Annotated in this window: 24 protein-coding genes and 2 pseudogenes; 12 read left to right on the top strand and 14 right to left on the bottom strand. The window is 73.1% G+C overall.

What is annotated here, in order from left to right:
* Positions 1-58: 58 nt before the first annotated feature.
* The 3 genes from ACZ404_RS19405 (at position 59) to ACZ404_RS19395 (ending at position 4506) form a co-directional block, all read left to right on the top strand.
* Positions 59-976 carry a MurR/RpiR family transcriptional regulator gene (locus ACZ404_RS19405; protein WP_468441437.1) on the top strand — a complete coding sequence of 306 codons (918 nt, stop codon included), beginning with the start codon at positions 59-61 and terminating at the stop codon, positions 974-976.
* Between the two features lie 456 nt (positions 977-1432).
* On the top strand, positions 1433-1807 hold the full coding sequence (locus ACZ404_RS19400; protein ID WP_468441435.1) for a hypothetical protein: 375 nt from the start codon (positions 1433-1435) through the stop codon (positions 1805-1807).
* A gap of 398 nt (positions 1808-2205) precedes the next feature.
* The gene (locus ACZ404_RS19395) at positions 2206-4506 is read left to right on the top strand and encodes a SpoIIE family protein phosphatase (protein ID WP_468442004.1); all 2301 of its coding nucleotides are present in this window, start codon (positions 2206-2208) and stop codon (positions 4504-4506) included.
* A gap of 257 nt (positions 4507-4763) precedes the next feature.
* On the opposite strand, the gene ACZ404_RS19390 is transcribed toward ACZ404_RS19395, so the two are convergent.
* The 3 genes from ACZ404_RS19390 to ACZ404_RS19380 all read right to left on the bottom strand — a co-directional run bounded on the left by ACZ404_RS19390 (position 4764) and on the right by ACZ404_RS19380 (position 6969).
* Entirely contained in the window at positions 4764-5246 is a 483-nt protein-coding gene (locus ACZ404_RS19390; protein ID WP_468441434.1) for a flavin reductase family protein, read from the bottom strand.
* 76 nt (positions 5247-5322) lie between these two features.
* Entirely contained in the window at positions 5323-6027 is a 705-nt protein-coding gene (locus ACZ404_RS19385; protein ID WP_468441432.1) for a peptidoglycan-binding domain-containing protein, read from the bottom strand.
* A 99-nt stretch (positions 6028-6126) separates the two neighbouring features.
* A complete protein-coding gene (locus ACZ404_RS19380; RefSeq protein WP_468441430.1) occupies positions 6127-6969 on the bottom strand; it encodes an ATP-grasp domain-containing protein in 843 nt (280 codons plus the stop codon).
* A 173-nt stretch (positions 6970-7142) separates the two neighbouring features.
* Here ACZ404_RS19380 and ACZ404_RS19375 point away from each other — a divergent pair, with 173 nt between their 5' ends.
* The 3 genes from ACZ404_RS19375 to ACZ404_RS19365 all read left to right on the top strand — a co-directional run bounded on the left by ACZ404_RS19375 (position 7143) and on the right by ACZ404_RS19365 (position 11404).
* Complete coding sequence (locus tag ACZ404_RS19375; RefSeq protein ID WP_468441428.1) at positions 7143-7874, top strand: TetR family transcriptional regulator; 732 nt, start codon at positions 7143-7145, stop codon at positions 7872-7874.
* Between the two features lie 186 nt (positions 7875-8060).
* The gene (locus ACZ404_RS19370) at positions 8061-8477 is read left to right on the top strand and encodes a Zn-ribbon domain-containing OB-fold protein (protein ID WP_468441426.1); all 417 of its coding nucleotides are present in this window, start codon (positions 8061-8063) and stop codon (positions 8475-8477) included.
* 371 nt (positions 8478-8848) lie between these two features.
* On the top strand, positions 8849-11404 hold the full coding sequence (locus tag ACZ404_RS19365) for an alpha/beta hydrolase (RefSeq protein WP_468441424.1): 2556 nt from the start codon (positions 8849-8851) through the stop codon (positions 11402-11404).
* Between the two features lie 54 nt (positions 11405-11458).
* On the opposite strand, the gene ACZ404_RS19360 is transcribed toward ACZ404_RS19365, so the two are convergent.
* Entirely contained in the window at positions 11459-11845 is a 387-nt protein-coding gene (locus ACZ404_RS19360; protein WP_468441422.1) for a PPOX class F420-dependent oxidoreductase, read from the bottom strand.
* Positions 11846-11889: 44 nt separating this feature from the next.
* Entirely contained in the window at positions 11890-13068 is a 1179-nt protein-coding gene (locus tag ACZ404_RS19355; protein ID WP_468441420.1) for a MalY/PatB family protein, read from the bottom strand.
* Positions 13069-13229: 161 nt separating this feature from the next.
* On the opposite strand from ACZ404_RS19355, the pseudogene ACZ404_RS19350 reads away from it, so the two are divergent.
* Together ACZ404_RS19350 and ACZ404_RS19345 are read left to right on the top strand one after the other, a co-directional pair.
* Positions 13230-13529: pseudogene (locus ACZ404_RS19350) on the top strand (SAM-dependent methyltransferase); the annotation flags it as partial.
* Positions 13530-13661: 132 nt separating this feature from the next.
* Positions 13662-15035: a S1 family peptidase gene (locus ACZ404_RS19345; RefSeq protein ID WP_468441418.1), complete on the top strand. Its 1374-nt coding sequence runs from the start codon at positions 13662-13664 to the stop codon at positions 15033-15035.
* A gap of 92 nt (positions 15036-15127) precedes the next feature.
* Here the strand turns inward: ACZ404_RS19345 and ACZ404_RS19340 are convergent, their stop codons facing one another.
* From ACZ404_RS19340 to ACZ404_RS19330, 3 genes and pseudogenes are all read right to left on the bottom strand, one after another.
* The gene (locus ACZ404_RS19340) at positions 15128-15313 is read right to left on the bottom strand and encodes a hypothetical protein (protein ID WP_468441416.1); all 186 of its coding nucleotides are present in this window, start codon (positions 15311-15313) and stop codon (positions 15128-15130) included.
* A gap of 114 nt (positions 15314-15427) precedes the next feature.
* Positions 15428-15716, bottom strand: a pseudogene (locus ACZ404_RS19335) (MarR family transcriptional regulator); the annotation flags it as partial.
* A gap of 487 nt (positions 15717-16203) precedes the next feature.
* Positions 16204-17151 carry an alpha/beta hydrolase gene (locus ACZ404_RS19330; RefSeq protein WP_468441414.1) on the bottom strand — a complete coding sequence of 316 codons (948 nt, stop codon included), beginning with the start codon at positions 17149-17151 and terminating at the stop codon, positions 16204-16206.
* 44 nt (positions 17152-17195) lie between these two features.
* Between ACZ404_RS19330 and ACZ404_RS19325 the strand changes: the two genes are divergently transcribed.
* Positions 17196-17672, top strand: coding sequence for a MarR family winged helix-turn-helix transcriptional regulator (locus ACZ404_RS19325; protein WP_468441413.1), 477 nt, complete (start codon positions 17196-17198; stop codon positions 17670-17672).
* A 268-nt stretch (positions 17673-17940) separates the two neighbouring features.
* Here the strand turns inward: ACZ404_RS19325 and ACZ404_RS19320 are convergent, their stop codons facing one another.
* Entirely contained in the window at positions 17941-18636 is a 696-nt protein-coding gene (locus tag ACZ404_RS19320; protein WP_468441411.1) for a L,D-transpeptidase family protein, read from the bottom strand.
* 240 nt (positions 18637-18876) lie between these two features.
* Here ACZ404_RS19320 and ACZ404_RS19315 point away from each other — a divergent pair, with 240 nt between their 5' ends.
* Positions 18877-20265, top strand: coding sequence for a pyridoxal phosphate-dependent decarboxylase family protein (locus ACZ404_RS19315; protein ID WP_468441409.1), 1389 nt, complete (start codon positions 18877-18879; stop codon positions 20263-20265).
* Positions 20266-20296: 31 nt separating this feature from the next.
* Here the strand turns inward: ACZ404_RS19315 and ACZ404_RS19310 are convergent, their stop codons facing one another.
* The 3 genes from ACZ404_RS19310 to ACZ404_RS19300 all read right to left on the bottom strand — a co-directional run bounded on the left by ACZ404_RS19310 (position 20297) and on the right by ACZ404_RS19300 (position 23018).
* Positions 20297-21211, bottom strand: a complete 915-nt coding sequence (locus tag ACZ404_RS19310; RefSeq protein ID WP_468441407.1) for an SDR family oxidoreductase — start codon at positions 21209-21211, stop codon at positions 20297-20299.
* 89 nt (positions 21212-21300) lie between these two features.
* Positions 21301-21930 carry an MBL fold metallo-hydrolase gene (locus ACZ404_RS19305; RefSeq protein ID WP_468441405.1) on the bottom strand — a complete coding sequence of 210 codons (630 nt, stop codon included), beginning with the start codon at positions 21928-21930 and terminating at the stop codon, positions 21301-21303.
* The gene (locus ACZ404_RS19300; protein ID WP_468441403.1) at positions 21930-23018 is read right to left on the bottom strand and encodes an S-(hydroxymethyl)mycothiol dehydrogenase; all 1089 of its coding nucleotides are present in this window, start codon (positions 23016-23018) and stop codon (positions 21930-21932) included. Before ACZ404_RS19300 ends, ACZ404_RS19305 begins: the two co-directional genes overlap by 1 nt.
* A gap of 215 nt (positions 23019-23233) precedes the next feature.
* On the opposite strand from ACZ404_RS19300, the gene ACZ404_RS19295 reads away from it, so the two are divergent.
* On the top strand, positions 23234-23599 hold the full coding sequence (locus tag ACZ404_RS19295) for a nuclear transport factor 2 family protein (RefSeq protein WP_468441401.1): 366 nt from the start codon (positions 23234-23236) through the stop codon (positions 23597-23599).
* Positions 23600-23716: 117 nt separating this feature from the next.
* Here ACZ404_RS19295 and ACZ404_RS19290 read toward each other — a convergent pair whose 3' ends face one another.
* Together ACZ404_RS19290 and ACZ404_RS19285 are read right to left on the bottom strand one after the other, a co-directional pair.
* The gene (locus ACZ404_RS19290) at positions 23717-24706 is read right to left on the bottom strand and encodes a CU044_5270 family protein (RefSeq protein ID WP_468441399.1); all 990 of its coding nucleotides are present in this window, start codon (positions 24704-24706) and stop codon (positions 23717-23719) included.
* Entirely contained in the window at positions 24699-25262 is a 564-nt protein-coding gene (locus ACZ404_RS19285) for an RNA polymerase sigma factor (protein ID WP_468441397.1), read from the bottom strand. Before ACZ404_RS19285 ends, ACZ404_RS19290 begins: the two co-directional genes overlap by 8 nt.
* A 106-nt stretch (positions 25263-25368) precedes the next feature.
* Between ACZ404_RS19285 and ACZ404_RS19280 the strand changes: the two genes are divergently transcribed.
* Positions 25369-25629 (top strand): cbb3-type cytochrome c oxidase subunit I (locus ACZ404_RS19280; protein ID WP_468441395.1); only part of this gene is annotated, 261 nt, incomplete at its 3' end.

The raw sequence follows: 25629 nt of genomic DNA, 5'->3' as shown, positions 1-25629 counted from the left end.
GTTCGGCGCGGCGGGTGAGCTATGTTGAGTGCTCGTGGGAGACAAAGGAGGCCGCCCGGTGTCCTCGCCGCAGCAGGCACGCGCCCAGGCGTCAGCGATCACGTCCGGCAAGACCGCGCCGGAGGGCGGGGCCGCGCCGACCTCCCAGCTCAGGGAGCTGTTCGACGGGCCCCGGCTGTCCCCGGGGCAGCGCCGTGTCGCGCAGTACCTGATCGAGCACATCACCGAGGCGGCGTTCCTGTCGATCACCGAGCTCGCGGACCGCGTCGGCGTCAGCCAGCCCTCCGTGACGCGCTTCGCCGCCGCGGTCGGCTTCAGCGGTTACCCGGCGCTGCGGGAGAAGCTGCAGTCGATCGCGCTCAGCACGCTGGCCGGGGGGCCCGGGGAGGAGGACCGGGCCAACGAGCTCCAGGCGGCGGTCGACGCGGAGATCCAGAACCTGGAGAACCTGCGCCGCGACTTCGCCGACCCCGACCGGGTGATCCGGGTCGGGCGCGCGCTGTCCCGCTCGACCCCGCTGACGGTGCTGGGGCTGCGCATCTCCGTGTCGCTGGCCGAGTACTTCGGCTATGCGGCCCGCCGGATCCATCCCGACGTACGGCTGGTGACGCGGGGCGGCAGCGTGGCGTACGACGCGCTGCTGCAGTCCCGCGAGGCGGGTGGCACCTGGGTGCTGGCGTTCGCGATGCCCCGGCACGCGCAGGAGACGCTGACGGCGCTGCGCGTGGCGCGGGAGGCGGGGCTGAAGGTCGCGCTGATCACCGATCTGGCGCTCGGACCGCTGGCCGACGAGGCCGACGTCATCTTCGCCACCGGCACCGGCTCCCGCCTGGTCTTCGACTCCTACGGGGCGCCCGGTCTGATGGCGGCGGCGCTGCTGCAGGCGATGACGGACGCGGATCCGGAACGGACGCAGGCCCGGCTGGAGAAGTACGAACAAGTGGCCGATCAGCAGCAGTTCTTCCTCAAGGACTGAATTGTGCGGCGGGGCCGGGCGTGTCCCCGCAGATCCTCCGGCCACACCGGCCCCAAACGGAGATCTTTCACCGTAGGTGGATCATTCACCGCAGATCGCGCATGAATGTTTTCATACGTCTTGCAAAGCGGACGGCATATATAAATACTGCTCACGGATCGCACCCGGCCCACCCCGGGGCGTTCCGCCCGCGGACTCACCGCTCGCACCACCGCCCCGAGAAAGTCGACGAACCGCCCATGCGCCAGCAAGCCCGCTCAACGCGCCGGTTCCCGACGTCCGGGGCCCCCGCACGAACACCCCAAGCCGCCGTCCCCTACCCACGTCGGCGCCCCGGGTGTTCGGTGGCGCACCGCCTCGGCGACGCGCCCGTGGCGGCCCCGGCCATCCCCTAGGCCGGGGCCGCCCCACACCGTCGGACCACCCTCACGACGCCGCACACCGGAAGCGAAGACCATGCCCCTGACCACCACGCGCATGAGCCCCGACTGGCCCTGCCAGGTCAAGATGCCCGGCAGCTACGACTGGGAACGCTCGGCGGCCAAGTGGCTGCGCGACCTGATCCCGGCGCGCTACGCGAGTTACCCGGCGCTGATCCGGCACCCCGTGCTGCTGGCCCGGCACGCGCAGATACAGGTCCAGCAGGAGATCCGGGTGGCCAGGACCGCCCTGCAGACCGCCCGCGCCGAGCTGCCGGTCCTGGGGCTGCCCGAGTCGGTCATCGAGCACACGATCAAGCTGTACGCGGCCGAGGTGATGCAGCTTCAGCACATCGCCCGCAGCGTCCGCGCGGTCAGCGAGGCCCTGGCAGCCCGCGGCCACGCCCGCTGACGCCCACGGCGGACCGGGGGAGGCGCGGGGGTTCCTGAGGGGCCGGCCCCGGCACTTGGCGGGCCACGCGCGGCAGGCAGGAGCCCCTGCACGACACCCGCCTCGCCTCCCCGCTCCGAGCCGGTGCGGGAGTCGGGCCCCCGCCACCGCGCACGTGGCTCTCCGTGCGCCCCGGCGTGAACCAGCCCCCCCACCCGCCACCGGTCCGCCGCTCGCGCCCTCACACCCCCGGCGTTCTGTGGAAACCCCGGGGAACCGGTCCCCGTAGGCGAGTGATCGAAGGCCGCGAGTTGTGCGATGCTCAACGCGTGACGAGTGAGCCCGCGTCTCCTGCGGAACCCGGCGCCGGTGCGGACGTGGCGGCGCTGGCCAAGGTCGTGGCCCGGCAGCGTGCCGAGATGGAGCGGCTGCGGGACCTGGCCGCGGTCTCGGCCGTGCTGGAGCGGGCCAAGGGCGCCCTGATGGCGACCACCGGATGCTCCCCCGACAGCGCGCACGAGGAACTGCAGCAGCGCGCCAAGGACGGTGGCCGCACGCTGTTGGAGGAGTGCTGGCTCACCCTGGGCGCCCTGCTGCCGTCGGAACAGCAGATCGCCGCGGCCGGCCTGCAGTCCCCCGAGGCGGACGCGGCGTCCGCCGCCGTCTGGGAGCCCGCGTCCGCCCGTACCGGCGACATCGCGGACGTCCTCGCCCATCTGGGCCGGGACCTGGTCCGCGTCGACTCCCCGCAGGGGCTGGCCGGGTGCCTGCTGGACCACCTGGGGCCCGAGGCCGGCGCGGATGCCGTGATGCTCTACCGGCGGCTGCCCGACGGGGGGCTCGAGCTGATCGGGCATGCCGGGCTGGACGCGGCCCTCGCCGCACAGTGGCGCCGCGTGCCGCCGGTGGGCGGCGTCGCCCCGCTGGAGACCCTGGAGACCGGGGAGCCCTGCTGGCTGGAGGACCCGGCCGCGGAAGGGCACCACCTGCGGATCGGGGAGCCGCCCGGGCGGTGGGCGACGCGGGCCTGGGTGCCCGTGCCGCCCGGTGCCACGGCGCACGCCACGCTCGGGGTGCTGCGCCGTCAGGACGGGACGTTCACCCCGCGCGAGCGCGAGCTGCTGCGGGCCGTCGCCCGGCTGTGCGCGGGTCGGCTGCGCGCCTTCGACGTCCCGCAGGAGGGCTCCGAGGACGGCATCGCCCAGACCGTGCAGGCCGTGCTCGACGCCCTGCCGGGCGCGACGGTCCTGCTGAGCCCGCTGCGCTCCCCCTCCGGTGAGGTGGAGGACTACCGCATCGACGCGGCCACCCCCGAGGCGGTCGACGTGTTCGGCCGCGCCGGGCGGGACATGATCGGCAAGCACATTCTGGAGAGCTACCCGACCGTCGCGGGCGAACCGCTCTGGCACGGCTACCTGGACGCGCTGGCCACCGGAGCGCCGTTCGAGAGCGAGCCGTTCGCCTACCAGGACGTCGCCGACGGCGTGCCCGTGACCGCCACCTACTCGGTGCGCGCCGCCCCGCTCGGCGCCGGGCTGCTGGTGACCTGGCTGCGGCACGACCCCGTGGAGCGCCAGGAGCAGCGGCTGGCCGACGTCCAGCGGCTCGGCAACCTCGGCTGGGCCAACTGGAACCTGGTCACCCAGGAGATCACCTGGTCCGCGCAGGCGTACACGGTGCTCGGCCGCGACGCCGCCCGCGGACCGGTCCGGCTGGAGGAGCTGCCCGACCTGGTACTGCCCGAGGACGCCGGCGCCCTGGCCCACGCCGTCGCCGAACTCGTCCAGCACGCGCGCCCGTTCGACGTGCCGTTCCGGATCCCCACCACCGAGGGCGTGCGGCATCTCAGGTTCGTCGCCGAGGCGGTGACCGAGCCGGACGGCACCCCCGCCGAGGTGCACGGCTTCGTGCAGGACCTCACCGCGCAGCGCAGTGCCGAACTGGCCCTGGTGGAGAGCGAGCGCGCGGTCCTGCTGCAGCGCGGGATCCTGCAGGCCGAGCGGGCGCTGGCCGCCCGGCTGCAGCACGCGCTGCTGCCGCTGCCCAACAAGCCGGTGCGGCTGGCGGGGCTGCGCGTGGACGTCGCCTATCTGCCCGCCCAGTCGGGCATCCACGTCGGCGGCGACTGGTTCAGCGCCATCGAACTGCCCAACGACGACGCGTTGTTCGTGGTCGGTGACGTGGCGGGTCACGGCATCGGGGCGGTGGCGACGATGGCCCAGCTCCGGTTCACCGCCAAGGGCATGGTCAGCACCGGGTCCTCACTGACCGGAGCCCTCGCCCGGCTGAACCAGCTGCTGCTGCACTCCCGGGACAGCCAGTGCACCGCCACCATGGTGCTGGCCCGCTACGACCCCGCCGCCCACGTCCTGGCCTGGGCCCAGGCCGGGCATCCGCCGCCGCTGCTGGTCCGCGACGGCGAGGTGCACTTCCTGGAGCGCCCCGGCGGCATGCTCCTCGGCGCCAGCGCCAACCCGCTGTACGAGTCGGCCGAGCTGCCGCTGGTGCCCGGGGACCGGGTGCTGCTGTACACCGACGGCCTGATGGAGCGCCCCGGCGAGGGGCTGGACACGGGGTTCGCCCGGCTGGCCGACGCCGTCCGTGCGCACGCCTGCGGTCCGTCGGGGTCCCTGGAGGCGCTGCTCGACGCGATGCTCGCCGAGGAGCGGCGGGACGACGTGTGCGTGCTGGACATCCGGGTGCCGCTGGGCGACGAGTAGCGCTCCCCCGCCGGCCGCCCCCACGTGGTCAGTCGTCGTCGCGGTGCCGCCAGTACCAGCACAGGCCGACGGCCAGGGCCAGCAGGAACACGGCGGGCACTAGCAGGCCCGGGATGCGGGAGCCGGTCATCGGCGTGGCCTTCGTTCGTGGTGCGAGGTGCGCCCGGCGGCGGGCCGCTGGGTGACTGCCCATGGTGGGGCCTGCCGGACGGTGTGCGACCGTTTTTACCAGCCGATGACCGGCGTCCGGGAGCGGGTCAGTCCACCGGGTGACCGGCGTCGATCGGCAGCGCGTCGGACAGCCGTAGCAGCGGCCCGTCGGGGCCCGCGCCCCACTGCACCGGGTCGAGGACGAAACCGACGTGGTCGCCGCCGTCGGTGCGGTGCAGGATGGTGCCGACGAACCAGGCCGCCGCACCCGTCAGGACGGCCGCCCCGCCGTGTCCTTCCTGCCACTGCACCTGCGCGAATTTGTCGACGTCGTCGCCGGTCTCCCCGCCGAAGAGCTCGGCGAGGCCGCGCTGCTCCCGGGTGAGCAGGTGGACGGCGAGGCAGTGCGCGGCCCGGGCCACCCGGTAGGTGCGGTTGGCCTTGGACAGCCACACCGCGTACCGCTGCGGCTGGATCGAGCACTGCGAGGCGAAGCCCACCAGACAGCCGGCCCGTTCACCGGCAGCCACGGCCGTCACCAGGCACATGTCCGGGTCCAGCCGGTCGAAGAAGCCACCCACGTCCGCCATGCCGCTCCGCTCCCGTCCGCGCCGTCATCGCACCCTCAGAGTGCCACGGGAGGCGGAGCCCAACACTCCGGCGGGGTCAGCCGCCGGTGCCCGTGCCGGTCCGGGACTCCAGGGCGCGCCGGGTGTCGTCGCCGTAGACGCCGGTCTCGTCGCCGCTGATGCCGTACCAGAGCTGGAAGCGGGCCACGGCCTCGGTGAGGACCGCGTCGTAGGTGCCGCTGAGGGAGCCGTCGCGGTAGACGTCGGGGATGCTCAGTAAGCGGCGCTGCAGGTCGGTGACCTGGGGGCCGGTGTCGCCCTGGCGCAGGGTGCCGGGGCCGTCGGGGTCGTCGGCGGGGGTGGTGTCGGGTGCGGCCGGCGCGTTGGTGGCCGGCGCGGTGGTGGCCGGGGACGGCGTGGCGGGGTGGACGGGCCGTGCGGTCGCGGTGGCGGGGTGGCCGGCGGGCAGCAGCAGGGCGCCGGCGAAGCCGACGAGCGCGGCCGCGCCGACGGCCACGACGACGGCGGCCCGGCGCAGGCCGCGGCCGGGGACGCCGGAGCCGGCGGGGTGGCCGCCGCCCGGGTGGGGGGGAAGTTCCTGGGTCTCGTCCTCGGCGCGCAGGGTCCGGGCGGAGGCCGTGCCCGGCCGGGGTGCGGGGCCGAAGGACTCGTACGTCTCCGGCTCCGGGCGCATCTCCCGCATCAGCTCGGCGAGGGCGTCGAAACGGCGCAGCCGCTGGACGCGGACGGGTTCCAGGACCGGTCCGGCGGGCGGCTGTTCGGGGTCGGTCGGTGTCGGCACCCTGCTCCCCTTTCCGTCCACGTACGGGAATGCGCGGTCCCGTGCTGAGATACGGCGGGAGGAGCGGACCCGTTCAGGCCGGAGGGCGGGGCCGGGAGCTCAGGCCGGGACGCGCGCCCCGTGCACGAAGCGGCTCAGGGAAGCCGTCAGCGCGGTGACGAAGGCGTCCCGGGCGTCCTCCGGGAGGGCGTCCAGGGACAGGTAGGGGTTGAGGTCCTCCAGCTCGACCAGCAGCAGTTCGCCGTCCGGCGCGCGGCAGGCGTCCACGCGCTGGATGCCGTGGCCGAGGCCGTTCCAGTCGACGAAGCGGCGGGCGAACTCGAGGTCGGCGGCGGTGGCCGCGTACGGCTCGAGCTCCCAGCGGCGCCCGGGGTCGGGTGCGTGGAGGGCGTACTGGAAGTCGTCGTCGACGAAGTAGAAGGAGACCTCGTAGGCGAAGTCGACGCAGGGCTGGATGAGCACGGCGCCGTCGGCGAGGCCGGTGAGCCGTCCGGCGGGCAGGATCCGCAGACCGAGCGAGTCCGCGCCCAGCTTGGGCTTGACCACGTATCGCTCGGCGGCCGGCAGCCGGTGCAGGTCGCCGACCCGATCGACGGTGGGGATGACGGGGTAACCGGCGTCGCTCAGGTCGAGCAGGTACTGCTTGCCGGCCATGTCGGCCCGGCCGGTGAGCGGGTTGTACACCGGGATGCCGGTGGCGAGCGCACGGGCGCGGAAGGCGTCGTACGCCCTCTGGTAGCCGAGCACCGGCCCGCTGTTGCGGACGACGACGGCGTCGTAGCCGTCCATCAGGGCGGCGGCGTCCTGCGGGTGGCAGAGGGCCAGGTCGAAATGCTCGCGCAGCCGGGCGCTGAGCAGGATGTCCTCGTCGCAGTAGCGGCGCCCGCGGGCCTGGTACGCCAGGTCCGTGACGTAGAGCAGGCGGGGGCGGGCGGCGGGCATGCGGGGTCTCCTCGGGCAGGGCCGGCCTCGGCACGGCGGCCGGGAGCGACGATGATGGAGAAAGGTTACGTCAGAGCACGAACGGGTTAACGTCAGAGCACTCAGTTCCCCACTGGGCGGCCACTTGCTGCACTGAGTGTCATGAAGGCCCGCCGGGTGCTACGTTCCCGTTCATGAGCTCCAGCAGCGCGGCGCCGGCCGCGAAGCCGCCGATGCGGGACGCCCTGGTCGCGGCGGCCTTCCGGCTCTTCCTGGAACGCGGGTACGAGCAGACCACGGTGGACGACATCGTGACGCTGGCCGGGGTGGGCCGGCGCTCCTTCTTCCGCTACTTCCCCTCCAAGGAGGACGTGGTCTTTCCCGACCACGAGCGCTGCCTCGCCGACATGACCGCGTTCCTCGCGGCGAGCGACGAGGAGGACGAGCCGGTGCGCCGGGTCTGCGACGCGGCCCGGCTGGTGCTGCGGATGTACGCGGAGAACCCGACGTTCTCTGTGCAGCGCTACCGGCTCACCAAGCAGGTGCCGGGGCTGCGCGCCTACGAGCTGTCGGTGGTGTGGCGCTACGAGCGCGCGCTCGCCGAGTACCTGCGCGCGCGGTTCGCCGGGCGGCCCGACGGGACGCTGCGGGCCGACGTGATCGCGGCCGCGGTGGTGGCGGCGCACAACAACGCCCTGCGCTCCTGGCTGCGTTCGGACGGCAAGGGCGACGCGGACGCATCGGTCGACCACGCCCTCGGCTGTGTGCAGGCCGCGTTCGCCCGGCCGGCGCCGGTCCGGTCGGCGCCGGCGCCCGGGAGCGAGTGGTCCGAGGCTCCCGAGGACGTCGTCGTGCTGGTCACGCGCCGCGACGCACCGCTGTGGCGGGTGGTGCAGGAACTCGAATCGGCGCTCGGCCGGGCCTGAGGCGGCGCCGCCCCGGGCCCGGCCGTCCACGAGGTCTCCACGAATTCGGGGTACGGAGTGCCTTTACGTGTGACACTCAGTGCCATACCCTGTCGGTCGTGCACGGTGGCACGGCAACCGCGCACAGGCGTGCACGGTTCCCCCCGCGCACGCCGGATTCCGGCCGAGCGCAGGGAGTTGACCAGCGTGTACCACCACTCAGCAAGCGTCTCGCATCCGGCGGCCGGCTCCGCGACGGGTGTGCTCGAACCCCAGGCCGCGGACTCCAGGGACGCCATCCACTTCCAGCGCTGCACCTGGTGCGGCACCGCCATGTACCACCGGCTCCTGTGTCCGGTGTGCCAGGGCAGCGATCTGCGCACGGAACGCAGCGAGGGCGTCGGCACGGTGCGCCACTCCACCGTGGTGCACCGCAACACCCCGGCGGCGCGCAACGTGTCCCTGATCGAGATGGCCGAGGGGTTCGTCGTCCGGGGCCGGGTGATGGGGCCGCCCGTCGGCATCCACAGCGGCGACCGGGTGCGGCTGTCCACGGCCAAGGACCCGGTGCGCGGCGAGCCGGTCTTCCAGCTTCTCGACGAGCCGTACCGGGCCTGGACCTGAGGTCAAAGAGCTTCTCCGCACCGCCCGTTGGCCGATAAGGCACGGCGTGATCCACCACTTCTCCTGCACAGGCAACCCACAGGGTCTCCTCTCCGTCCTCCGGGGGGCGAGGGGCGCCCGGGACCGCCGGGACGCCCGAGGTCGGGGTTCGAGGAGGAACTGTGGTCCGTGCCCGGCACATATGGGTCACCGCCACCGCGTTGCTCGCGGTGGCGGGAGGCTCCCCAGGGGCGGCAGTCGCACAGGGGCAACCACCGTCAGCCGTACGGGCATCGAGTGCCACGGCCGACAGGACACTGCCGCCGGGCTGGACGATCGGCGGCGGGCGGGCGGCGCCGCAGCTGGTGTGGCGCTCGGACCGCGCGGTGCCCATGGGCGACGCACGCGTGGAGTTCCGCGCCGACGGACGGCTGTTGGGAGTTCCCCGGCCCGGCACGGACGGGCACACCTTCCGGCTGCGGCTCGACGGACCGCGCACCGGCACGCTGCGGGACCTGCAAGTGTGGTCGGCCGGACGCCGGTTGGACACCAGGGCAGCGACCGCTTCCGCGGGCCCGGCCGTCCAGCCGCCCGCCCCGCTGCCGGCGAACGGCGCGGATCCGGGCAAGGCCGGGCGCTACCACACCAGAACCGGTGAGTACCGGCTCGAGTCGGTGCGCCTGCCGGGCTTCTCCGCCCCGGTGGAGATGCGGGCGGTGGTGGTGGCCCCCACCGGTGCGCGCGGACCGCGTCCGCTCGCGCTGTTCCTGCACGGCCGCCACGCCACCTGCTACAAGGGCAACGACATCACCGGTGACTGGCCCTGCCCGGCCGGCACCAAGGCGGTGCCCAGCCACCGCGGCTACCTGCGCGACCAGCGGTTGCTGGCCTCCCAGGGCTATGTGACCGTGTCGATCTCCGCGAACGGCATCAACGGGCAGGACTGGGCGGCCGAGGACGGCGGCGCGCAGGCCCGCTCCTCGCTGGTCCGGCTGCACCTGGCCCGCTGGGCCGACTGGTCCGCGCATCCCGGGACCGCCCCCGCGGTCGTGCGGAACGCGCCCCGCGCCGACCTGTCCCGCGTCCTGCTGGTCGGGCACTCGCGGGGCGGCGAGGGGGTGAACCGGGCGGCGCTGGACAGCCTGTATCCGCCGCCCGCCGCGCAGGACGGGTACCACGGCCCGGTGCGCTGGACCATCCGCGGCCTGGTCCTCATCGGCCCCACGGTCTTCGGCCAGAACCCGGTGCCCGACGTGCCGTCGGCGACGATCCTGCCCGGCTGCGACGGTGACGTCTCCGACCTGCAGGGCGAGGTGTACGTCGACGGCACGCGCGCCGTCAGCCGCGGCACCGCCCTGCACAGCGCCGTGTACGTCATCGGGGCCAACCACAACTTCTTCAACTCCGAGTGGACCCCCGGACAGGCCGCCGCGCCCGCCGAGGACGACTTCTTCGACGACTCGCAGCACCACGACCCGGTGTGCGGCAAGCACGCCGCCACCCGGCTGACCGCGAACCAGCAGCACCGGGCCGGCTCGACCTACATCGCGGCCGCCGCGCGGCTCTTCCTCGCCGGTGACGACCGGGTCCGGCCGCTGCTGGACGGCTCCGGGAAGCGGGCGCCGTCGGCGGACCCGGCGCGGGTCCTCACGCACGCCGTGGGCGGTCGCCGGGGCGCCGGGTTCCTGCCGGACGGCGGGGTGTCCGTGACCGGCGCGCGGCTGTGCTCGGCGGTGGACTCCTCTCCGGCCCGGGCGTGCCTGAACCAGGGCGCCAAGGGCGCCTCACCGCACTTCGCGCAGTGGGAGACGGAGCCCGAGGCCGGCCGGCACGCGGTCGCGCTGCACTGGACGCGGGCCGGCGCCGCGGCGCGGGTGCGCGCCAAGGAGCCGCAGTCGCTGTCCGGCGCCAAGGCGCTGGCGCTGCGGCTGTTCGTGCCGCCGAACTCCCGGGGCACGCGCCTGGACGTGGCCGTCACCGACGCCTCGGGCCGCCGTGCGGTCCTCGGCCGGGTCACGGTCGACGGGCTGCCCGGCAGCGAGCGCACCGCCTCCTACTGGGCCCGTGAGATCCGGCTGCCGCTGACGGCGGCCGGCCGGGCGCACCTCGACCTGCGGCACGTCAAGTCGCTGGAGCTGACCCCCCGTTCGCGTTCCGGGCGGGCCTGGCTGATGGACGCGTGGGGCTGGCGGCCGGGGCTGCCTGCGGCGCGGGCGGCCGCCCTGCCGCGGGTGGACGTCGGCCGGACGACCGTCGACGAGGGCGACTCCGGTGTGCGCACCTACCGGGTGCCGGTCGAGGTGTCCGGGCACGGCAGCGGACAGGTCCGGGTGTACGTGATCGACCCGGCCACCGGGCGGGCGAAGAACCGGCTGGTCACCGTGCGTCCGGGCAGCCACGACATCGACGTACCGGTCGAGGTGAAGGGCAACACGCGCTACGGCGTCGACGTGTCGTACGACATCCTCGTCAAGGCCGTGCGGGGCGCGGTCGTCGGTTCCTACCGGGGCGGGATCACCGTGCACGACGACGACCCGGCGCCCAAGGTGACCGTCACCCCGGTCGCCGACCGGGTCACCGAGGGGAAGACCCTGACCTGGCGGGTGTCGCTGTCCGAGGCCGTGGACGTGGGCATGGGCACGGTCTTCATGGCCGCCCCGGTGACCGGTCCGGAGCTGTCGACCAAGGACGTGCCGGCGCGCTGGCTGCGCGACACCACCGGCGCGTCGCCGGACCCGGAGCGGCCCCTGTCCAAGCTGGAGGGCGGTCTCTACCTGTGGGTGGACATCCCGCCCGGGAAGACGACCGCCGACGTCAGCGTCCCCACGGTGAAGGACCGGCTGGCGGAGCCCGCCGAGTCGGTGCGGTTCCGGCAGATCGACCCGGAGACCGGTGAGCCGCAGTCGGGCGGGCTGGAGATGAACGGCACGGTGCTCGACGCGTCGTAGCCGCCCGGGGCTCTGAGCGGCGGCCGCCCCTCGGAGCCCCTCGGGGGCGCCCGGTCAGGGCGTGAGGGTCACCCGGATCCCGACCGTGCCGTCCAGTCCGCGCCGCAGCCGGCTGCCCAGCAAGGTGAGGCGGCCGAGGAGGCCGTACTTGCGGGCGATGAGGGTGCGGTAGCGGGCGGTGGTGGCCGCGTCGGCGATCTCGGCGGTGGCCGGGTGCTGGTCGCCGGTGGGGTGGCCGCGCACGTCGCAGGGGCCGGCCAGGACGTCGGCGCGGCGGCGGATCCGTTTGACCTTGCCGCTGTCGGCGGCCGTCCACACGCCCAGGGCGTCCCCGTCCCGGACCACCCACACCGGGGTGGCCACGGGGCTGCCGTCCTTGCGGTAGCTGGTGACGAGCAGGTACTTGCCGGCGCCGAGCCGGTCCAGCCGCGTGTCGTCCATGGGCCGCAGTCTAGGGGGCGTACGGGGGAACCGGCCCGGCCGCTTCAGGCGAGGGCCGTCGCCATGCGCCGTACGCCCTCGGTGAGGATCTCCGGTGAGGTCGCCAGGTTCAGGCGTACGTGCCCGGCGCCGCCGGTGCCGAAGGGCAGGCCGGAGTTGAGGGCGACGCGGCCCCGGTCGAGGAAGACCCGCGCCGGATCGTCGCCGAGGCCGAGCGCCCGGCAGTCGAGCCAGGCCAGGTAGGTGGCCCTGCCCGGGTGCGGCCGTACCGCGGGGAGGTGCTCGGCCAGGAGGGTCGTGAGCAGGCGCCGGTTGGCGTCGAGGCCGGCCAGCAGGGCGTCCAGCCAGCCGATGCCCTCGTTCAGTGCGGCGGTGTGGGCGATGACGCCGATGTGGCTGGGGCCGTGGCTCACCTCCTCGGGCATCCGGGCCAGGTCGGTGGCGGCTCCCGGTCCGGCGAGGGCGACGGCCGCCTTGAGACCGGCCAGGTTCCACCCCTTGGACGCGGACATCAGCGACAGGCCGCGCTCGGCGCCGGGCACGCTCAGGTACGGCACGAAGGTGGTACCGGGGGCGACGAGCGGGGCGTGGATCTCGTCCGCGACGACCCGGACGCCGTACCGCTCGGCGAGTTCCGCGACGGCGGCGAGTTCGGCGGCGGTGTGCACGGTGCCGGTGGGGTTGTGCGGGCTGCACAGCAGGAACGCGGCCCGGCCACCGTCGGCGGTGAGCCCGCGGAAGGTGCTCTCCAGCAGGTCGAGGTCGAGGCGCAGACCGGCGCCGAGCGGCGCCTCCACCACACGGCGGTCCATGTGGGTGACGAACTGGTAGAACGGCGGGTACACCGGCGAGTTGACGACCACCGGATCGCCGGGCCCGGTGACCAGCCGGAGCATCTCGACCACTCCGAGCATCACGTCCGGGACGATGGCCGTGCGCTCGAGCGCGATCCCGTCCCAGTGCCAGCGCTTGGCGGCGAAGGCGGCCAGTGCCTCGGCGTAGGCGGTGCCCGCCGGATAGCCGGTGTCGCCGAGGGCGAGCGCGTCGGTGACGGCGCGGACGACCGGCGCGGCGAGCGGGACGTCCATCTCGGCCACCCACAGCGGCAGCACGTCCTCGGGGTAGGTGCGCCACTTCATGCTCGTACGCCGGCGCAGTTGCGCCAGGCTCAGGGCGCGCAGCGGGTCGGGGTCGCCGGGGGTGTCCTGCGGAATGCTGGTCATGGGGCTCAAGATAGGGGGCCGAGGCACGAGCGGAAACGGGGCACATCTCCGGCGTCCAGGAGCTGACCCACGTGACCGACAACCCCCTGGCCACTGGCTCGGCGGCAGGACAAGTACGAGGTCGACCGGGCGGCCGGGGACCGGAACCACCAACTGCACCCGGAAACGACGAGGATCCGTACCGTTTGGTACGGCGGCTGCCGGCCGGCAGTCACCTGGTGCTGTCGCACACGGTGACCCACCCGGCGATGCCGGACGTGGACGAGGCGGTCACGTTCTGGAACGAGCACGGCACGCCGAGACCGACCCGGCGCACCGCGCAGGACGTAGCCCGGTTCTTCGACGGGCTGGAGCTGCTGGAGCCGGGCGTGGTGTCCGACTCGCGCCGGCGTCCGGACGGCGGTGACGCGGCGGAGCCGGAGGAGGTCGCCATGTTCGGCGGGGTGGCACACAAGAACTGAACGCGGCCCGAGAAGATCACCGCCCGGCTGAACGGTGCCGTACCGGGCCACGTACTCAGAGTCGGGCGCTCGCGACCGGAGGGCCCCGCGGTGCCGGCACGGCATCGCGCGTTCGGGGTTCGGGAGCCAGGCATGAGGCACGCACGACGACGGGTCGTGAGGCGAGTGACACGGCTGGCGGCGGTCGGCGGACTCCTCCTGGGAGGCACCATGGTCGCCCAGGCGGCCATGGCGAGCGAGACTCCCCCGGCGTCCGCCAGGCCGTTCAGCGCGTCCGGGACGGACACGGACACCGGCGCCGCACTGGTGGCGAGGCTCGGCACGGCACGGACCGCGGGCAACTGGATCGGCACCGACGGCCGGCCCGTGGTGGCGGTGACCGACGCCGGGGCGGCGCGGACGGTGCGGGAGGCCGGGGCTCGGGCGAAGCTCGTCCCGCACAGCATGAACGAGCTCAAGTCGGCCGCCGCTACGCTGCGTTCGGCACCCCGGGTGGCGGGCACCGCCTGGTCGGTGGACTACCGGACCAACCGGGTCGTGGTGCAGGCCGACCACACCGTGTCGGCGGCCGACTGGTCGCGGATGACCCAGGTGGCCACGCGTATCGGCAGTTTCGTGCAGATGGAGCGCACGAAGGGCACCTTCACCACGCGGCTGAACGGCGCGCAGCCGATCCTGTCGACGGGCGGTCGCTGCTCGGCCGGTTTCAACGTCACCAACGGGCAGACCGACTTCATCCTCACCGCCGGTCACTGCGGCCCCTCCGGGTCCGTCTGGTTCGCCGACAACCAGGGCGACCAGCAGCTCGGCAAGACGGTCAGCAGCACCTTCCCCGGCAACGACTTCTCGCTGGTGCAGTACAACTCCGGCAAGGCCGGTGACGGCGCCGACGTGGTCGCCGTCGGCGGCGGCAAGGGCGTACGGATCACCGGGGTGGCCGATCCGACCGTCGGGCAGCGGGTGTTCCGCAGCGGCAGTACCAGCGGGCTGCACGACGGGCAGGTCACCGGGCTGAACGCGACGGTGAACTACCCCGAGGGCACGGTCACCGGGCTCATCCAGACCGACGTGTGCGCCGAACCCGGCGACAGCGGCGGCCCGCTGTTCTCCGAGGGCATCGCGCTGGGCGTCACCTCGGGCGGCAGCGGGGACTGCACCACGGGCGGGACGACCTTCTTCCAGCCGCTGACCAAGGCGCTGGCGGCGCTGAACGTCAAGCTGCTGGTGTCGACGCAGCAGGCCGGCGGCCAAGGCGCCTCACCGGCGCCGTCCGCGGCGGCCACGCAGGGTGCCGCGCCGAGCGCCGCCTCGCCCGGTTCCGCCGCGCCGGTGACGGGTGCCGCCGAGGGCGAGACGCTGCTGGCCCGGCTCACGGACACCCGGAACGTCGGCCCGGGTCTGCTGGTGATCGCGGGCAGCCTGATCGCCCTCGTCGCGACCCGTTGGATCCGTGCGGAGCAGGACCGCAAGGCCTACCAGCGGTACTACTCGGCGACGTGGGGCTGACAGCGGGGTTCTCGCACACACGCCAACACGAGAAGGGGCACCCGAGCCTTCACGGGTGCCCCGATGGTCATGGCGGTCGTCCGCCGCTCGGGTCAGGCTGCCCGGGACGGCTGCGGGGCGGCGGCGGCCCACTCCATCACGAGGCGCTGGTACTCCGCGCGCTGCTCGGTGGTCAGTGTCCCGCCCGACCGGCGCCACAGGGCCCGGATCTCCTCGTTGACCTCCGCGGCCGATCGCTCGGAGGCGGCTTCAACAGTGGTGGACATGCTGTGAAGCATATGCCGCCCGCGGTGAAGGTGCTGTGAGTAAAGCCACTAGATACGGACATATCGGACCGTGTTACTCATCACGTCAATATGTCAAGGGAGGGCGGGAGTTCAGGACGGCTCCGCGTGGAAGTCGGAGATCTTGGCCTCCAGGTCCACCGGGGCCGCCTGGGGGTGCCGCAGGGCGCGGATCGTGTCCCGCACCGAGCCCCCGCCACATCCATGAGCCCGACACCCTCCCCGGCGAGCAGGATCTTCTCCGGGAGCGCGAAATCGGCGATCTGCGCGACCAGCGTGCCCGGCGCCCGGGCGGCCCCGGTGATCACCCGGTGGGCCATGGGCTCGCCGGCGGCGGCACCGGCGAGGATCTTCTCGTAGGGGTGGCATCCCGGCCGGTGGCGGCGCGGATCTGGTAGCACGGGCACTCCGCCGTCCCCATGGCGATCACCACGGAGGAGGGCGCCTTCGGGCGGCTCTTCTACACCGAGGGCGACCGGGGTGCGTATCGAGTGGTGATCAAGGGGCGGTTTTCGTGAGGTCCTTGAGCCAGATCATCGACGCGCGCAGGTGGAGGCCGGCGAGGTAGCTGTCCGGGGTCTTGTCGTACCGAGTGGCGATCCCTCGCCAGGGTCCAAGTGCATCCCGGCGGCGTCGTGGTGAGCGCGCGTGGTGGTGGAGTCGGTGCTGACCAGGGACAGGTCCACCTCACCTCGCTTTGCTGCTTACTGCTGCCGCAGCCGCTCGGGATACGGGCCGTACTCGCCGATCACTGCCTACGGCGAACGGGCCCCGGGGTCTTGAATGGCCCTCGGAGCGGGGCGGGGCCCCGGCTGCCAGGGAGGGGAACGGCGAGCCACGGCGCGGGGTGTGGGCCGTCGTCCGTATGAGGGCGTCTGCCGCCTTCAGCTTGCTGACGTGTGTGCCGTGCCCTTGGTGCGGATGTGCTGGCTGAGAAAGAGAGCGGCGCGCTCCAGTGCCTCGCAGGCTTCGTCCAGGACGCCGGCGAACGCCTGGAAGACATGTGGAACGTCAGCGGTGATGTCCAGGATGACGTCCACTCCGGCTTCCCTCGCGCGCGTGGCCATGCGTGTGCAGTCGTCCAGGAGCATTTCGTTGGTGCCCGCCTGCAGAAGTATCGGGGGGAAACCGGTCAGGTCGGCGCAGATGGCGGGGCTGAGCATGGGCTGGTGCGGGTCCTGTCCCGCAAGGTACATGGCCCCGGTGTGTTCCAGGCCCTCACGCGTGAAGAACGGATCGATGCCCGCCTTGCTGTCCATGCTCCCGCCTGTCCGGGTCATGTCGAGTCCGGGGGAGAACGCCACGATCGCGGCGGGCATGGGCAGGCCCGCGCCGCGAGCGGCGAGGCAGGTGGTGACGGTAAGGCCGCCACCGGCGGAGTCCCCGGCGAACGCGATCGCCGAAGGGTCTTCGCCGCTGTCGAGAAGTGCGCGGTAGGCGCTCAGCCCGTCCTCGATCGCGGCCGGGAACGGGTGCTCAGGGGCAAGCCGATAATCCAGCGAGAACGCCCTGAATCCTGTTCTGGTCACCAGGTTCCCCGTCAGCGACATCGCCGTCTCCGGTGAACCGACCACGTAGGAGCCGCCGTGGAAGTAGAGGATTGTCCCGGCCTTCGGAGTGCCGGCCGGCTCGACGAGCACCGCGGGCCGGTCGCCGAGCATCGCAGTCTGGGTGCGGATCCCGGCCGGGACGATCATTTCGCCCATCATGGCCCTGAACCCGGCGCGGAGCTCCTCCACCGACCGAGGGCCCTCAGGCCGGGGCCGCCGGACCATCGCGTCGATCTCCGCGCGCTGTTGCCTGCTCATTGTCGCCTCCATCGCAAGGTGCATGCCAAGGAAGTATATGCCTAGGCATGTAGGCTAAGATATATGCCATGGCATCCAAGTCAAGCGGCGGCCGGGTCGACCTCCCGGGCTTCTTCGCCGACCTCGTTCGCTGCGAGACGCGCCTCTACAACGCGCTGAACGACCGTCTTCGCGAGCGGCACGGGATCGTCACCTCGCAGTTCGAATTCCTGCGCTTCCTGCGGGACCACCCCGGCTCCCGGGTGGCGGACCTCGCCGCCGAGTTCGCCATCGGGATCGGTGCGACCAGCAAGGGCACCGACCGCCTGGAGAAGCAGGCATGGGTCATACGGCGAACCAATCCATCGGATCGCCGCTCATCACTGCTGGACCTGACCGATGACGGCCTGCAACTCGTCGAGGCGGCGGAGGCGACCTTCACCGAAACGCTGGCCGAGCTGACCGCAGACACCCTCGGCGGCCCCTCAGGACTGGCCGCCGTACAGGTCCTTTCGGAGCTCCGCTCCGTGCTCGAACGCGACCAGATCGGCCTGCCCGCAGGCTGACCCGCAGATTTTCGGCTTCTACGACGCCTACCGGTACAGCGGCGGCGAGGACTGGCGTTCGACCGCCGGCTACCGGGGTGCTCGGGGCCTTGCAGACGCATGCGGTGAGCGTGTCGGCGATCGGCGTCCGGGACGGAGCTGCGGGCGGCCTGTGGACGACTTCGTGACCGCGGTGAACACGCGCACCCTGCCGTCGGTGAGTCCGCACGGCAGGGCGGGGTCCGGCCGGCGATCCCCGACTTCGGGGGCGCACCGGGGGCGTGAGGGGTCAGGTGCCCGGCTTGCGGCCGTAGACGAAGACGTCGTCACCCGTCTTCAGCAGCGACCAGTACTTCTTGGCTTCCGTCGTGGTCATGTTGACGCAGCCGTGCGAGCCCGGCGGATTCCACATGCTGAGGTTGACCGAGTGGAAGGCCTGGCCGCCGTCGAAGAACTGGCTGTAGGGCATCGGCACGTTGTAGATGTTCGAGACGTGGTCGATGTCCCGCCAGTAGATCTTCTTCAGCCCCGTGCGGGTGACGTACCCCTTGCGGCCGGTGCGCACGGGCACCGGGCCGTACACGAGCCTGTTGCCGTCCTGGATCCAGCTGAGCTGGAGCGTGAGGTTCACGCAGGCGATGCGGCCCTTGTTCACCGGGCACTTGCCGTCCTTGTTGGGGTTGTTCCCCACGGCCTTCTGCTTGTTCATCAGGTCCATCACGCCCCAGGTGACGGGGCCGGCGTAGCCGACGGCGGGCGTGATGCCGTGCTTGTTCTGGAAGGCCTGGATGGCCTTGCAGTCGGCGGAGGACTGCTTTCCGTCGACCGGACGGCCGAGGAACTTCTCCACCTGCTTCTGGTACGGGCCCGCCTGTGTGGTGCAGCTCGCGGCCTGGGCCGGTGCCGCGGTGAAAGCGAGCGTGAGCGGCGCCACCAGGGCGGTGACGCCCAGCGCGACGACACCTCGTCTGCGTATGTCCCCCATGTCGTCCTCTTCCCCTTCTCCCCTTTTCGCCCCCAGGGCCTCCCCCGGGTCGTTCCCTTCGCGATTCCCGCGTTCTCGGCCTACTAGACCAGCTCAGGCGGCTGACGGTTGTGGTTCCGGCCAGGCTGTGACGCAACGGTGAACTTCGGGACCGGACGGCAGCCGGGCCCCGTCACACCAGTCCAGTTGCCCTCAGGTGGACCGGGCGCATGAGGTGTCCCGCGGCCTACCCTGCGGCTCATGGACCCCACGCTCGCCGGTGATCTCTCACGGCTTCCCGAACTCCTGCAGGCTGCCCGCGACTTCGCCGCCCGCGAGGTCGCGGGCCTCTCCGAGCGGCCGGTCGCCGCGCCCGGCGAGGCTCCCGGGCGGGCGCCCCTGCCGGAGGAGGGAGCGGGCGGCGAGGGCGCCCTGGCACGGTTCGCCGAGCGCTGGGCACCGGGCTTCTCCGGTTCGGCCGGGCCCCGCTACCTGGGCTTCGTCACCGGCGGTGCCACGCCCGCGTCGGTCGCCGGGGACTGGCTGACGGCCGCGTTCGACCAGAACCTCTCCGGGGCCGGTGGCTCCTGGGCGGCGGACCTGGAGCGCGAAACGGTGGCGTGGCTGCGCGAACTGTTCGGGCTGAGCGAGGCGCACAGCGGGGCCTTCGTGACCGGAGCGACGGTGTCCAACACGGTCGGGCTGGCGATCGGCCGGGAGTGGCTCGGTGAGCGGCTCGGGGTGGACGTCTCCCAGGAGGGCGCCGCCGCGCTCGGCCCGGTCGACGTGCTCTCCGGCAGCCCGCACTCCAGCGTCACCAAGGCGCTGTCGGTGCTGGGCATCGGCCGCGGCCGGCTGCGCCGGGTGCCGTTGACGGCGGGCAACCGGGAGGCCGTCGACGTGGCTGCGCTGGAGGAGGCGCTGGCGGACGCGGGCGGCCGTCCGGCGATCGTGGTGGCGAACGCGGGCACGGTGAACACCGTCGACTTCGACGACCTGCGGGCGATCGCCGCGCTGAAGGAGCGGTACGACTTCTGGCTGCACGTGGACGCCGCCTTCGGGGGCTTCGCCGCCCTCTCCCCCGTGTACGCCGCTCTCGTCGACGGGCTGGATGCGGCCGACTCGGTCTGCGTGGACCTGCACAAGTGGCTCAACGTGCCCTATGACGCGGCCGTGCAGTTCACCCGCCGCCGCGATCTGCAGGTGGCGGTGTTCCACAACGCCTCCCCGTATCTGGGCCCGCCCGCCGGCGAGCCCGACTTCCTGCATCTGACGCCGGAGAACTCACGGCGGCTGCGCGCCCTGCCCGCCTGGTTCTCGCTGGTGGCGTACGGCCGGGCCGGCCACCGCGAGATCGTCGAGCGGAACGTGGCCCTCGCCCGCCGCCTGGGCGAGGGCATCGACGCCCTGCCGGGCCTGCGGCTGCTGGCCCCGGTCCGGCTCAACGTCGTCTGCTTCACGCTCGCCGGCGAGGCCGTCCCGGCGCAGGAACGGGTGGACGCCCTGGCGCGGGCGGTCGCCGACTCGGGGGAGGCCTACCTTACGCCGACGGTGTACGGCGGGGTGCCCGCGCTGCGTGCCGCGTTCAGCAACTGGCGTACCGGCGCGGCCGATGTCGAGCGGGTGCTGGCGGTGCTGGCGAACTGCTGACGGGCGCGGTTGCCCGCGTCCGAGCACGTCTTCACCGGTATCCCGTCACGTCCGCCGGCTTCCCCGCGTCCTGCACCTCGGTCAGGTACCGCCAGGCGTCGGGCCGGCTGCCGTCGAGGTCGGTGAAGCCGTACTCCCGGGCGAGGCCGCCGCTGGAGAGGGACTGTCCGTTGAAGCGGGCCACGTCCGGATCGGCGGCGAGGGCGGCGACGGCGCGGCCGGTGAAGCGCGGGGTCTCGGAGATGGCGAAGTGCGGCTCCCGGGCCAGGGCCTCGCGCCAGTTGTCCTCGCGCACACCGAAGGCGTCGAGCATGATCTCCGAGCGCATCCAGCCCGGGGTCAGCGCGACGGCCGTGGCTCCGCGCGGGCCGAGTTCATGGCCCAGCGCGAAAGCCATGCGCAGGACGGAGGCCTTGGCGAGGTCGTAGAAGAGGTTCACGCGGTAGGTGTCGCGGTTGTAGTCGGCGGTGCCGTCGGTGACCTCCACGACCAGGCCGCCGGGCCGGCGCAGCAGCAGGGGCAGCGCGAAGTGGCTGGTGACGGCATGGGTTTCGACGGCGAGCCGGAGCAGGTGGAGCCCCTTGTCGAGGTCGTGCTCCCACACGGGCGTGTCCCACTCGAAGAGGTGCTCGCCGCCCCAGATGTCGTTGACGAGAAGGTCCAGCCGGCCGCGCTCGTCCGCCATGCGGTCCACAAGGGCGCGTACCGCGGGCCTGTCCAGGTGGTCGCAGGGGACGGCGATGCCCTGGCCGCCGGCCGCCGTGACGAGGTCGGCGGTGTCCTCCAGGGTCTCGGGGCGGTCGTACTCGGAGCGGCGGGCGCGGGTGCTGCGCCCGGTGACGTAGACGGTGGCGCCCGCCGCGCCGAGTTCCACGGCGATGCCCCGTCCCGCGCCCCGGGTCGCCCCGGCGACCAGCGCGACCCTGCCCTGCAACGGCCCTGACATGTCCGGCCTCCCGTGTGCTGCGGCTGCTGTCGTGCGCCACTCTCCCGGGAAAGCCGGACATCTTCTGTCGCCTTTTCCGGCGGGGCGGCTCAGTGGCCGCGCCGGATCCACTCCTCCAGGTGAGGGGCCTCGGCGCCGATGGTGGTGGAGTCGCCGTGGCCGGTGAGCACCTTGGTCTCGGGCGGGAGGGCGAGCAGCCGGTCGCGGATGGAGTCGATGATCGTCGGGAAGTGGGAGTAGGAGCGTCCGGTGGCGCCCGGGCCGCCCCGGAAGAGGGTGTCGCCGGTGAAGACGGTGGCGAGCCCGGGGTCGTGGAGGCAGACGGCGCCGGGCGCGTGCCCCGGGGTGTGCAGGACGGTCAGGTCGGCGCCGGCGGCCTCGATGACCTGGCCGTCGACGAGATGCCGGTCGGGGTCGCGGTCGGGGTGGGTGAGCTTCCACAGCGGCATGTCGTCGGCGTGCAGCCAGATGGTGGCGCCGGTCAGGTCGGCGAGGGCGGGCGCGGCGTCGATGTGGTCGTTGTGGGCGTGGGTGCAGACGATGGCGGTCAGGCGGCGGTCGCCGACGGCGGCGGCGATGGCCTCGGCGTCGTGGGCGGCGTCGATGACGATCACCTCGCGCTCGTCGCCGACGATCCACACGTTGTTCTCCACGTCCCAGGTGCCGCCGTCGAGGCTGAAGTGGCCGGAGGTGACGAGGCGTTCGATGCGCGTGGTCATCAGAGCTCCACCACCGAGCGCAGCACGTCGCCGTGGTGCATCCGCTCGAAGGCCTGCTCCACCTGGTCGAGCCGGATGGTCTCGGTGACGAACGCGTCGAGCGGCAGGCGGCCCTGCAGGTGCAGGTCGATGAGCATCGGGAAGTCCCGGGAGGGCAGACAGTCGCCGTACCAGGACGACTTGAGGGCGCCGCCGCGGCCGAAGACGTCCAGCAGCGGCAGTTCGAGCTTCATCTCGGGGGTGGGGACGCCGACGAGGACGACGGTGCCGGCCAGGTCGCGGGCGTAGAAGGCCTGCTGGTAGGTCTCGGGGCGGCCGACTGCCTCGATGACGACGTCGGCGCCGAAGCCGCCGGTCAGCTCGCGGATCGCCTCGACCGGGTCGGTCTCCTTCGAGTTGACGGTGTGGGTGGCGCCGAGCGTGCGGGCCTTGTCCAGCTTGCGGTCGTCGATGTCGACGGCGATGATCCGCGCCGCGCCGGCGAGGTTCGACCCGGCGATCGCCGCGTCGCCGACGCCGCCGCAGCCGATGACGGCGACGGAGTCGCCCCGGCCGACGTTGCCGGTGTTGATCGCGGCGCCGAGGCCGGCCATCACTCCGCAGCCCAGCAGTCCGGCGACCGCCGGGGAGACGGCCGGGTCCACCTTGGTGCACTGTCCGGCCGCGACGAGCGTCTTCTCGGCGAAGGCACCGATGCCGAGGGCCGGGGAGAGTTCCTGTCCGGTGCCGGCCAGCGTCATCTTCTGCCGGGCGTTGTGGGTGTTGAAGCAGTACCAGGGGCGCCCGCGCAGACAGGCCCGGCAGTTGCCGCACACGGCACGCCAGTTGAGGATGACGAAGTCACCGGGTGCCACCTCGGTGACCCCCTCCCCCACGGACTCCACGACGCCGGAGGCCTCGTGGCCGAGCAGGAAGGGGAAGTCGTCGGAGATTCCGCCCTGCTTGTAGTGCAGGTCGGTGTGGCAGACACCGCAGGCCTGGACGCGTACGACGGCCTCGCCGGGCCCCGGGTCCGGGACCACGATCGTCTCGACCCGTACGGGCTCGTCCTTCCCCGGTGCGATCACGCCGCGTACTTCCTGCGCCATGGCCAGGCCTCTTTTCCATCGACATGCCTTCGGTGCCGACCCTACGCGCGACCGGTCGGTAGGGGCACGGACACGACGGCTCGCGTGGATCTTTCCGGCCGCCGGGCGCCGGGCGCCCGCTGCGCTTGCCGAGCGCGCCGGGGCGGAGGAGTCTCGAAGGTGGGGCCCGGGCGGCCCGCTCCTCGCCGGGCCGCGGGCGCCTGAAGGAGGTCACCATGGGCACCGCGACAGGCTCCGCCTTCGACATCGAGACACTGCGCCGGGGCATCGAGGGGAACACCGGCAACACACTGCTGTCCCTGTACGCGGACGACGCGGAGATCCGCATCGTCGACCGCAACAGCCAGCCCAGCCACCCCAAGGTGCTGCACGGCCGCCGCGAGATAGCCGAACTGCTCGACGACGTCTACCGCCGCGACATGACGCACAAGCTGGACCGGTGCGTCGTGCAGGGCGACCACGCGGCGTTCAGCGAGTCCTGCCAGTACGGGGACGGCACCCGGGTGCTCGCCGAGTCCATGATCACGCTGCGCGACGGCAAGATAGCCGAACAGATCATGATCCAGGCATGGGACGAGTAGCGAGCAGGGTCGCACGGGTCCAGGTCGCCTCCCGGCTGACCTGGACCTTCTCGGTCCGGGCGACGCTGGGCCGGACGCGTGCCCGGCGGCGGTGCCCGGCGCGGCGGCCGCGGGTGCTCAACGCATCCATGCGCTGTACTCCTCGACGTCCCCGGCCCTGACGCCGAACTCCGGGTCGTCCCGGGTGAGGGTGGTCTCCAGGCCGAGGACGGCGCCGGTGCGCGGGTCGAGGATCAGCATCCGGCGGCTGCCCCTTGCCTCGTACACGTACGCCTGCCCGAGCCGGCCGAGCCGGTCCGTCACCTGCCCGGCCGGGCGCAGCCCGTCGGCGCCGGCCAGGAGCCGGACGAGGGCCGCCGACTCGCGGGCGCCCAGGGTCCAGTGGTCCATCAACTCCTGGGTGGCGTCGAGGAGTCGGGAGGTGTCCAGGGACGTGCTGCGGACCGTCTCGGCGAGATAGGCGCGCAGCGCTGCCGGGGTGCGCGGGGGGCGCGCCAAGGGCGGGGCGTCGCTCCAGCTCGGCGGGTACGTCGTGCGGCTGAGGACGTGGCCGTCCGCCACCAGGCGCGGCTCGCCGCCCGTGTCGGTGAGGACGGGGCGGCCGGGGTGGCGCGGGTCGGTCGCGACGACCAGCTCGGTGTGGCTGTCGTCGGCCCTCCAGCGCACGATGCGCTCCTCGGGGAGGGTGAGGGGCGGCTTGTCCTCGCTCATCCCGAGGCTCCAGGACTGGACGTGCGTGCCCTTGCGCAGCGCCGGTGAGCCGTCCGTGGCTGCCGCCGCGGCGAGGGCGGCCAGGTCCTGCAGGGCCACGGGGGTGGAGTGGGCGTGGACGGTCAGCGGGCGCGGCGCGGCCACCGCCGGGGGACTGCTCGGGCCGCCGAGCAGCGCGGTGAGGGCCGTGCCGAGGACGACGGCGGTGGCGGCGAGACCCCACAGCAGCCGGGCCCGGGGGGTACGGCCGAGGGGGACGCGGCGCCGTGGGCGGTCCTCGTGCAGCAGCCGCCGCAGGCGCCGCTCGGCGTGGTGGTCCAGGGGCCCGTCGCCGAAGTGGGGGCCGTCGGGGGGCACGGGGTTGACGCGGCGCAGGAGGTCGAGTTCGTCAGCCATGTCGGTGGTCCTCGAAGACGGTGACGTCGGCGGTGGGTGCGAGGTGCGGCGCCGGGGGCCGCAGGCGGTCGATCTCGGTTCTGAGCCGGCTCCGCGCCCGGTGCAGGCGCATGGCGGCCGCCCGCTTGCCGCAGCCCAGGGCGACCGCGATGTCGTCGGCGCCGAGTTCCTCCCAGGCGGCGAGGCGGAGCACCTCCTGGTCGGCCGGGGAGAGCCGGTCCAGTGCCTCGTGGACCCAGGCGCCGGGAGCGTCCGCGTCGGGGCCGGCCGCGATGTGCCGGCCGTGCGCGGCCTCGTCGTTGCCCAGCCGGTCCACCAGCCGGCGCCGGCGTCCGTAGCCGCGTACTGCGTTCGCCAGGCACTTGCGTGCCACGCCGTACAGCCAGGGCAGCGGGGACGCGGGCAGGTCGGCCCGGCGGCGCCAGGCGACGGTGAACACCTCCGCCACCACTTCCTCCACCTCGTCGGCCCGACCCTGCAGTCGCCTCGCGACGTAACGGCTGACCGCCCAGTAGTGCTCGCGATAGGCAGCGGCGAAGGCCTCGTCGTTGCTCATGTTCGGTTCGTGTCCGGCACGGCCCGGATCGTCACACCCTTCTTCCGTGACGCTCGTCGCGCCGTCCGAGTGTGACCGACGGGAGGGGCGCGGACACAGGCGGGGCGTGAAGAGGATCAGAGACTTCAGGGCCGTCCGGTGGCTGACGACCACGGACCACAAGACGATCGGCACGCTCTACTTGGTCACGTCGTTCGCGTTCTTCCTGATCGGTGGCGTGATGGCGCTGCTGATGCGCGCCGAGCTGGCCCGTCCGGGCCTGCAGATCATGTCGAACGAGCAGTTCAACCAGGCGTTCACGATGCATGGCACGATCATGCTGCTGATGTTCGCCACCCCGCTGTTCGCCGGTTTCACCAACTGGATC

It is taken from the genome of Streptomyces sp. NPDC030798 (assembly GCF_055572275.1).
This window is presented reverse-complemented; position numbering and strand designations above follow the sequence as displayed.

Bases quoted from the DNA above. Each gene is read 5' to 3' on its own strand.
- ACZ404_RS19400 (WP_468441435.1), top strand. From the start codon at position 1,433: ATGCCCCTGACCACCACGCGCATGAGCCCCGACTGGCCCTGCCAGGTC.
- ACZ404_RS19395 (WP_468442004.1), top strand. From the start codon at position 2,206: ATGGAGCGGCTGCGGGACCTGGCCGCGGTCTCGGCCGTGCTGGAGCGG.
- ACZ404_RS19390 (WP_468441434.1), bottom strand. From the start codon at position 5,246: ATGGCGGACGTGGGTGGCTTCTTCGACCGGCTGGACCCGGACATGTGC.
- ACZ404_RS19380 (WP_468441430.1), bottom strand. From the start codon at position 6,969: ATGCCCGCCGCCCGCCCCCGCCTGCTCTACGTCACGGACCTGGCGTAC.
- ACZ404_RS19375 (WP_468441428.1), top strand. From the start codon at position 7,143: ATGAGCTCCAGCAGCGCGGCGCCGGCCGCGAAGCCGCCGATGCGGGAC.
- ACZ404_RS19365 (WP_468441424.1), top strand. From the start codon at position 8,849: ATGGGCGACGCACGCGTGGAGTTCCGCGCCGACGGACGGCTGTTGGGA.
- ACZ404_RS19360 (WP_468441422.1), bottom strand. From the start codon at position 11,845: ATGGACGACACGCGGCTGGACCGGCTCGGCGCCGGCAAGTACCTGCTC.
- ACZ404_RS19355 (WP_468441420.1), bottom strand. From the start codon at position 13,068: ATGACCAGCATTCCGCAGGACACCCCCGGCGACCCCGACCCGCTGCGC.
- ACZ404_RS19345 (WP_468441418.1), top strand. From the start codon at position 13,662: ATGAGGCACGCACGACGACGGGTCGTGAGGCGAGTGACACGGCTGGCG.
- ACZ404_RS19340 (WP_468441416.1), bottom strand. From the start codon at position 15,313: ATGCTTCACAGCATGTCCACCACTGTTGAAGCCGCCTCCGAGCGATCG.
- ACZ404_RS19330 (WP_468441414.1), bottom strand. From the start codon at position 17,151: ATGCACCTTGCGATGGAGGCGACAATGAGCAGGCAACAGCGCGCGGAG.
- ACZ404_RS19325 (WP_468441413.1), top strand. From the start codon at position 17,196: ATGGCATCCAAGTCAAGCGGCGGCCGGGTCGACCTCCCGGGCTTCTTC.
- ACZ404_RS19320 (WP_468441411.1), bottom strand. From the start codon at position 18,636: ATGGGGGACATACGCAGACGAGGTGTCGTCGCGCTGGGCGTCACCGCC.
- ACZ404_RS19315 (WP_468441409.1), top strand. From the start codon at position 18,877: ATGGACCCCACGCTCGCCGGTGATCTCTCACGGCTTCCCGAACTCCTG.
- ACZ404_RS19310 (WP_468441407.1), bottom strand. From the start codon at position 21,211: ATGTCAGGGCCGTTGCAGGGCAGGGTCGCGCTGGTCGCCGGGGCGACC.
- ACZ404_RS19305 (WP_468441405.1), bottom strand. From the start codon at position 21,930: ATGACCACGCGCATCGAACGCCTCGTCACCTCCGGCCACTTCAGCCTC.
- ACZ404_RS19300 (WP_468441403.1), bottom strand. From the start codon at position 23,018: ATGGCGCAGGAAGTACGCGGCGTGATCGCACCGGGGAAGGACGAGCCC.
- ACZ404_RS19295 (WP_468441401.1), top strand. From the start codon at position 23,234: ATGGGCACCGCGACAGGCTCCGCCTTCGACATCGAGACACTGCGCCGG.
- ACZ404_RS19290 (WP_468441399.1), bottom strand. From the start codon at position 24,706: ATGGCTGACGAACTCGACCTCCTGCGCCGCGTCAACCCCGTGCCCCCC.
- ACZ404_RS19285 (WP_468441397.1), bottom strand. From the start codon at position 25,262: ATGAGCAACGACGAGGCCTTCGCCGCTGCCTATCGCGAGCACTACTGG.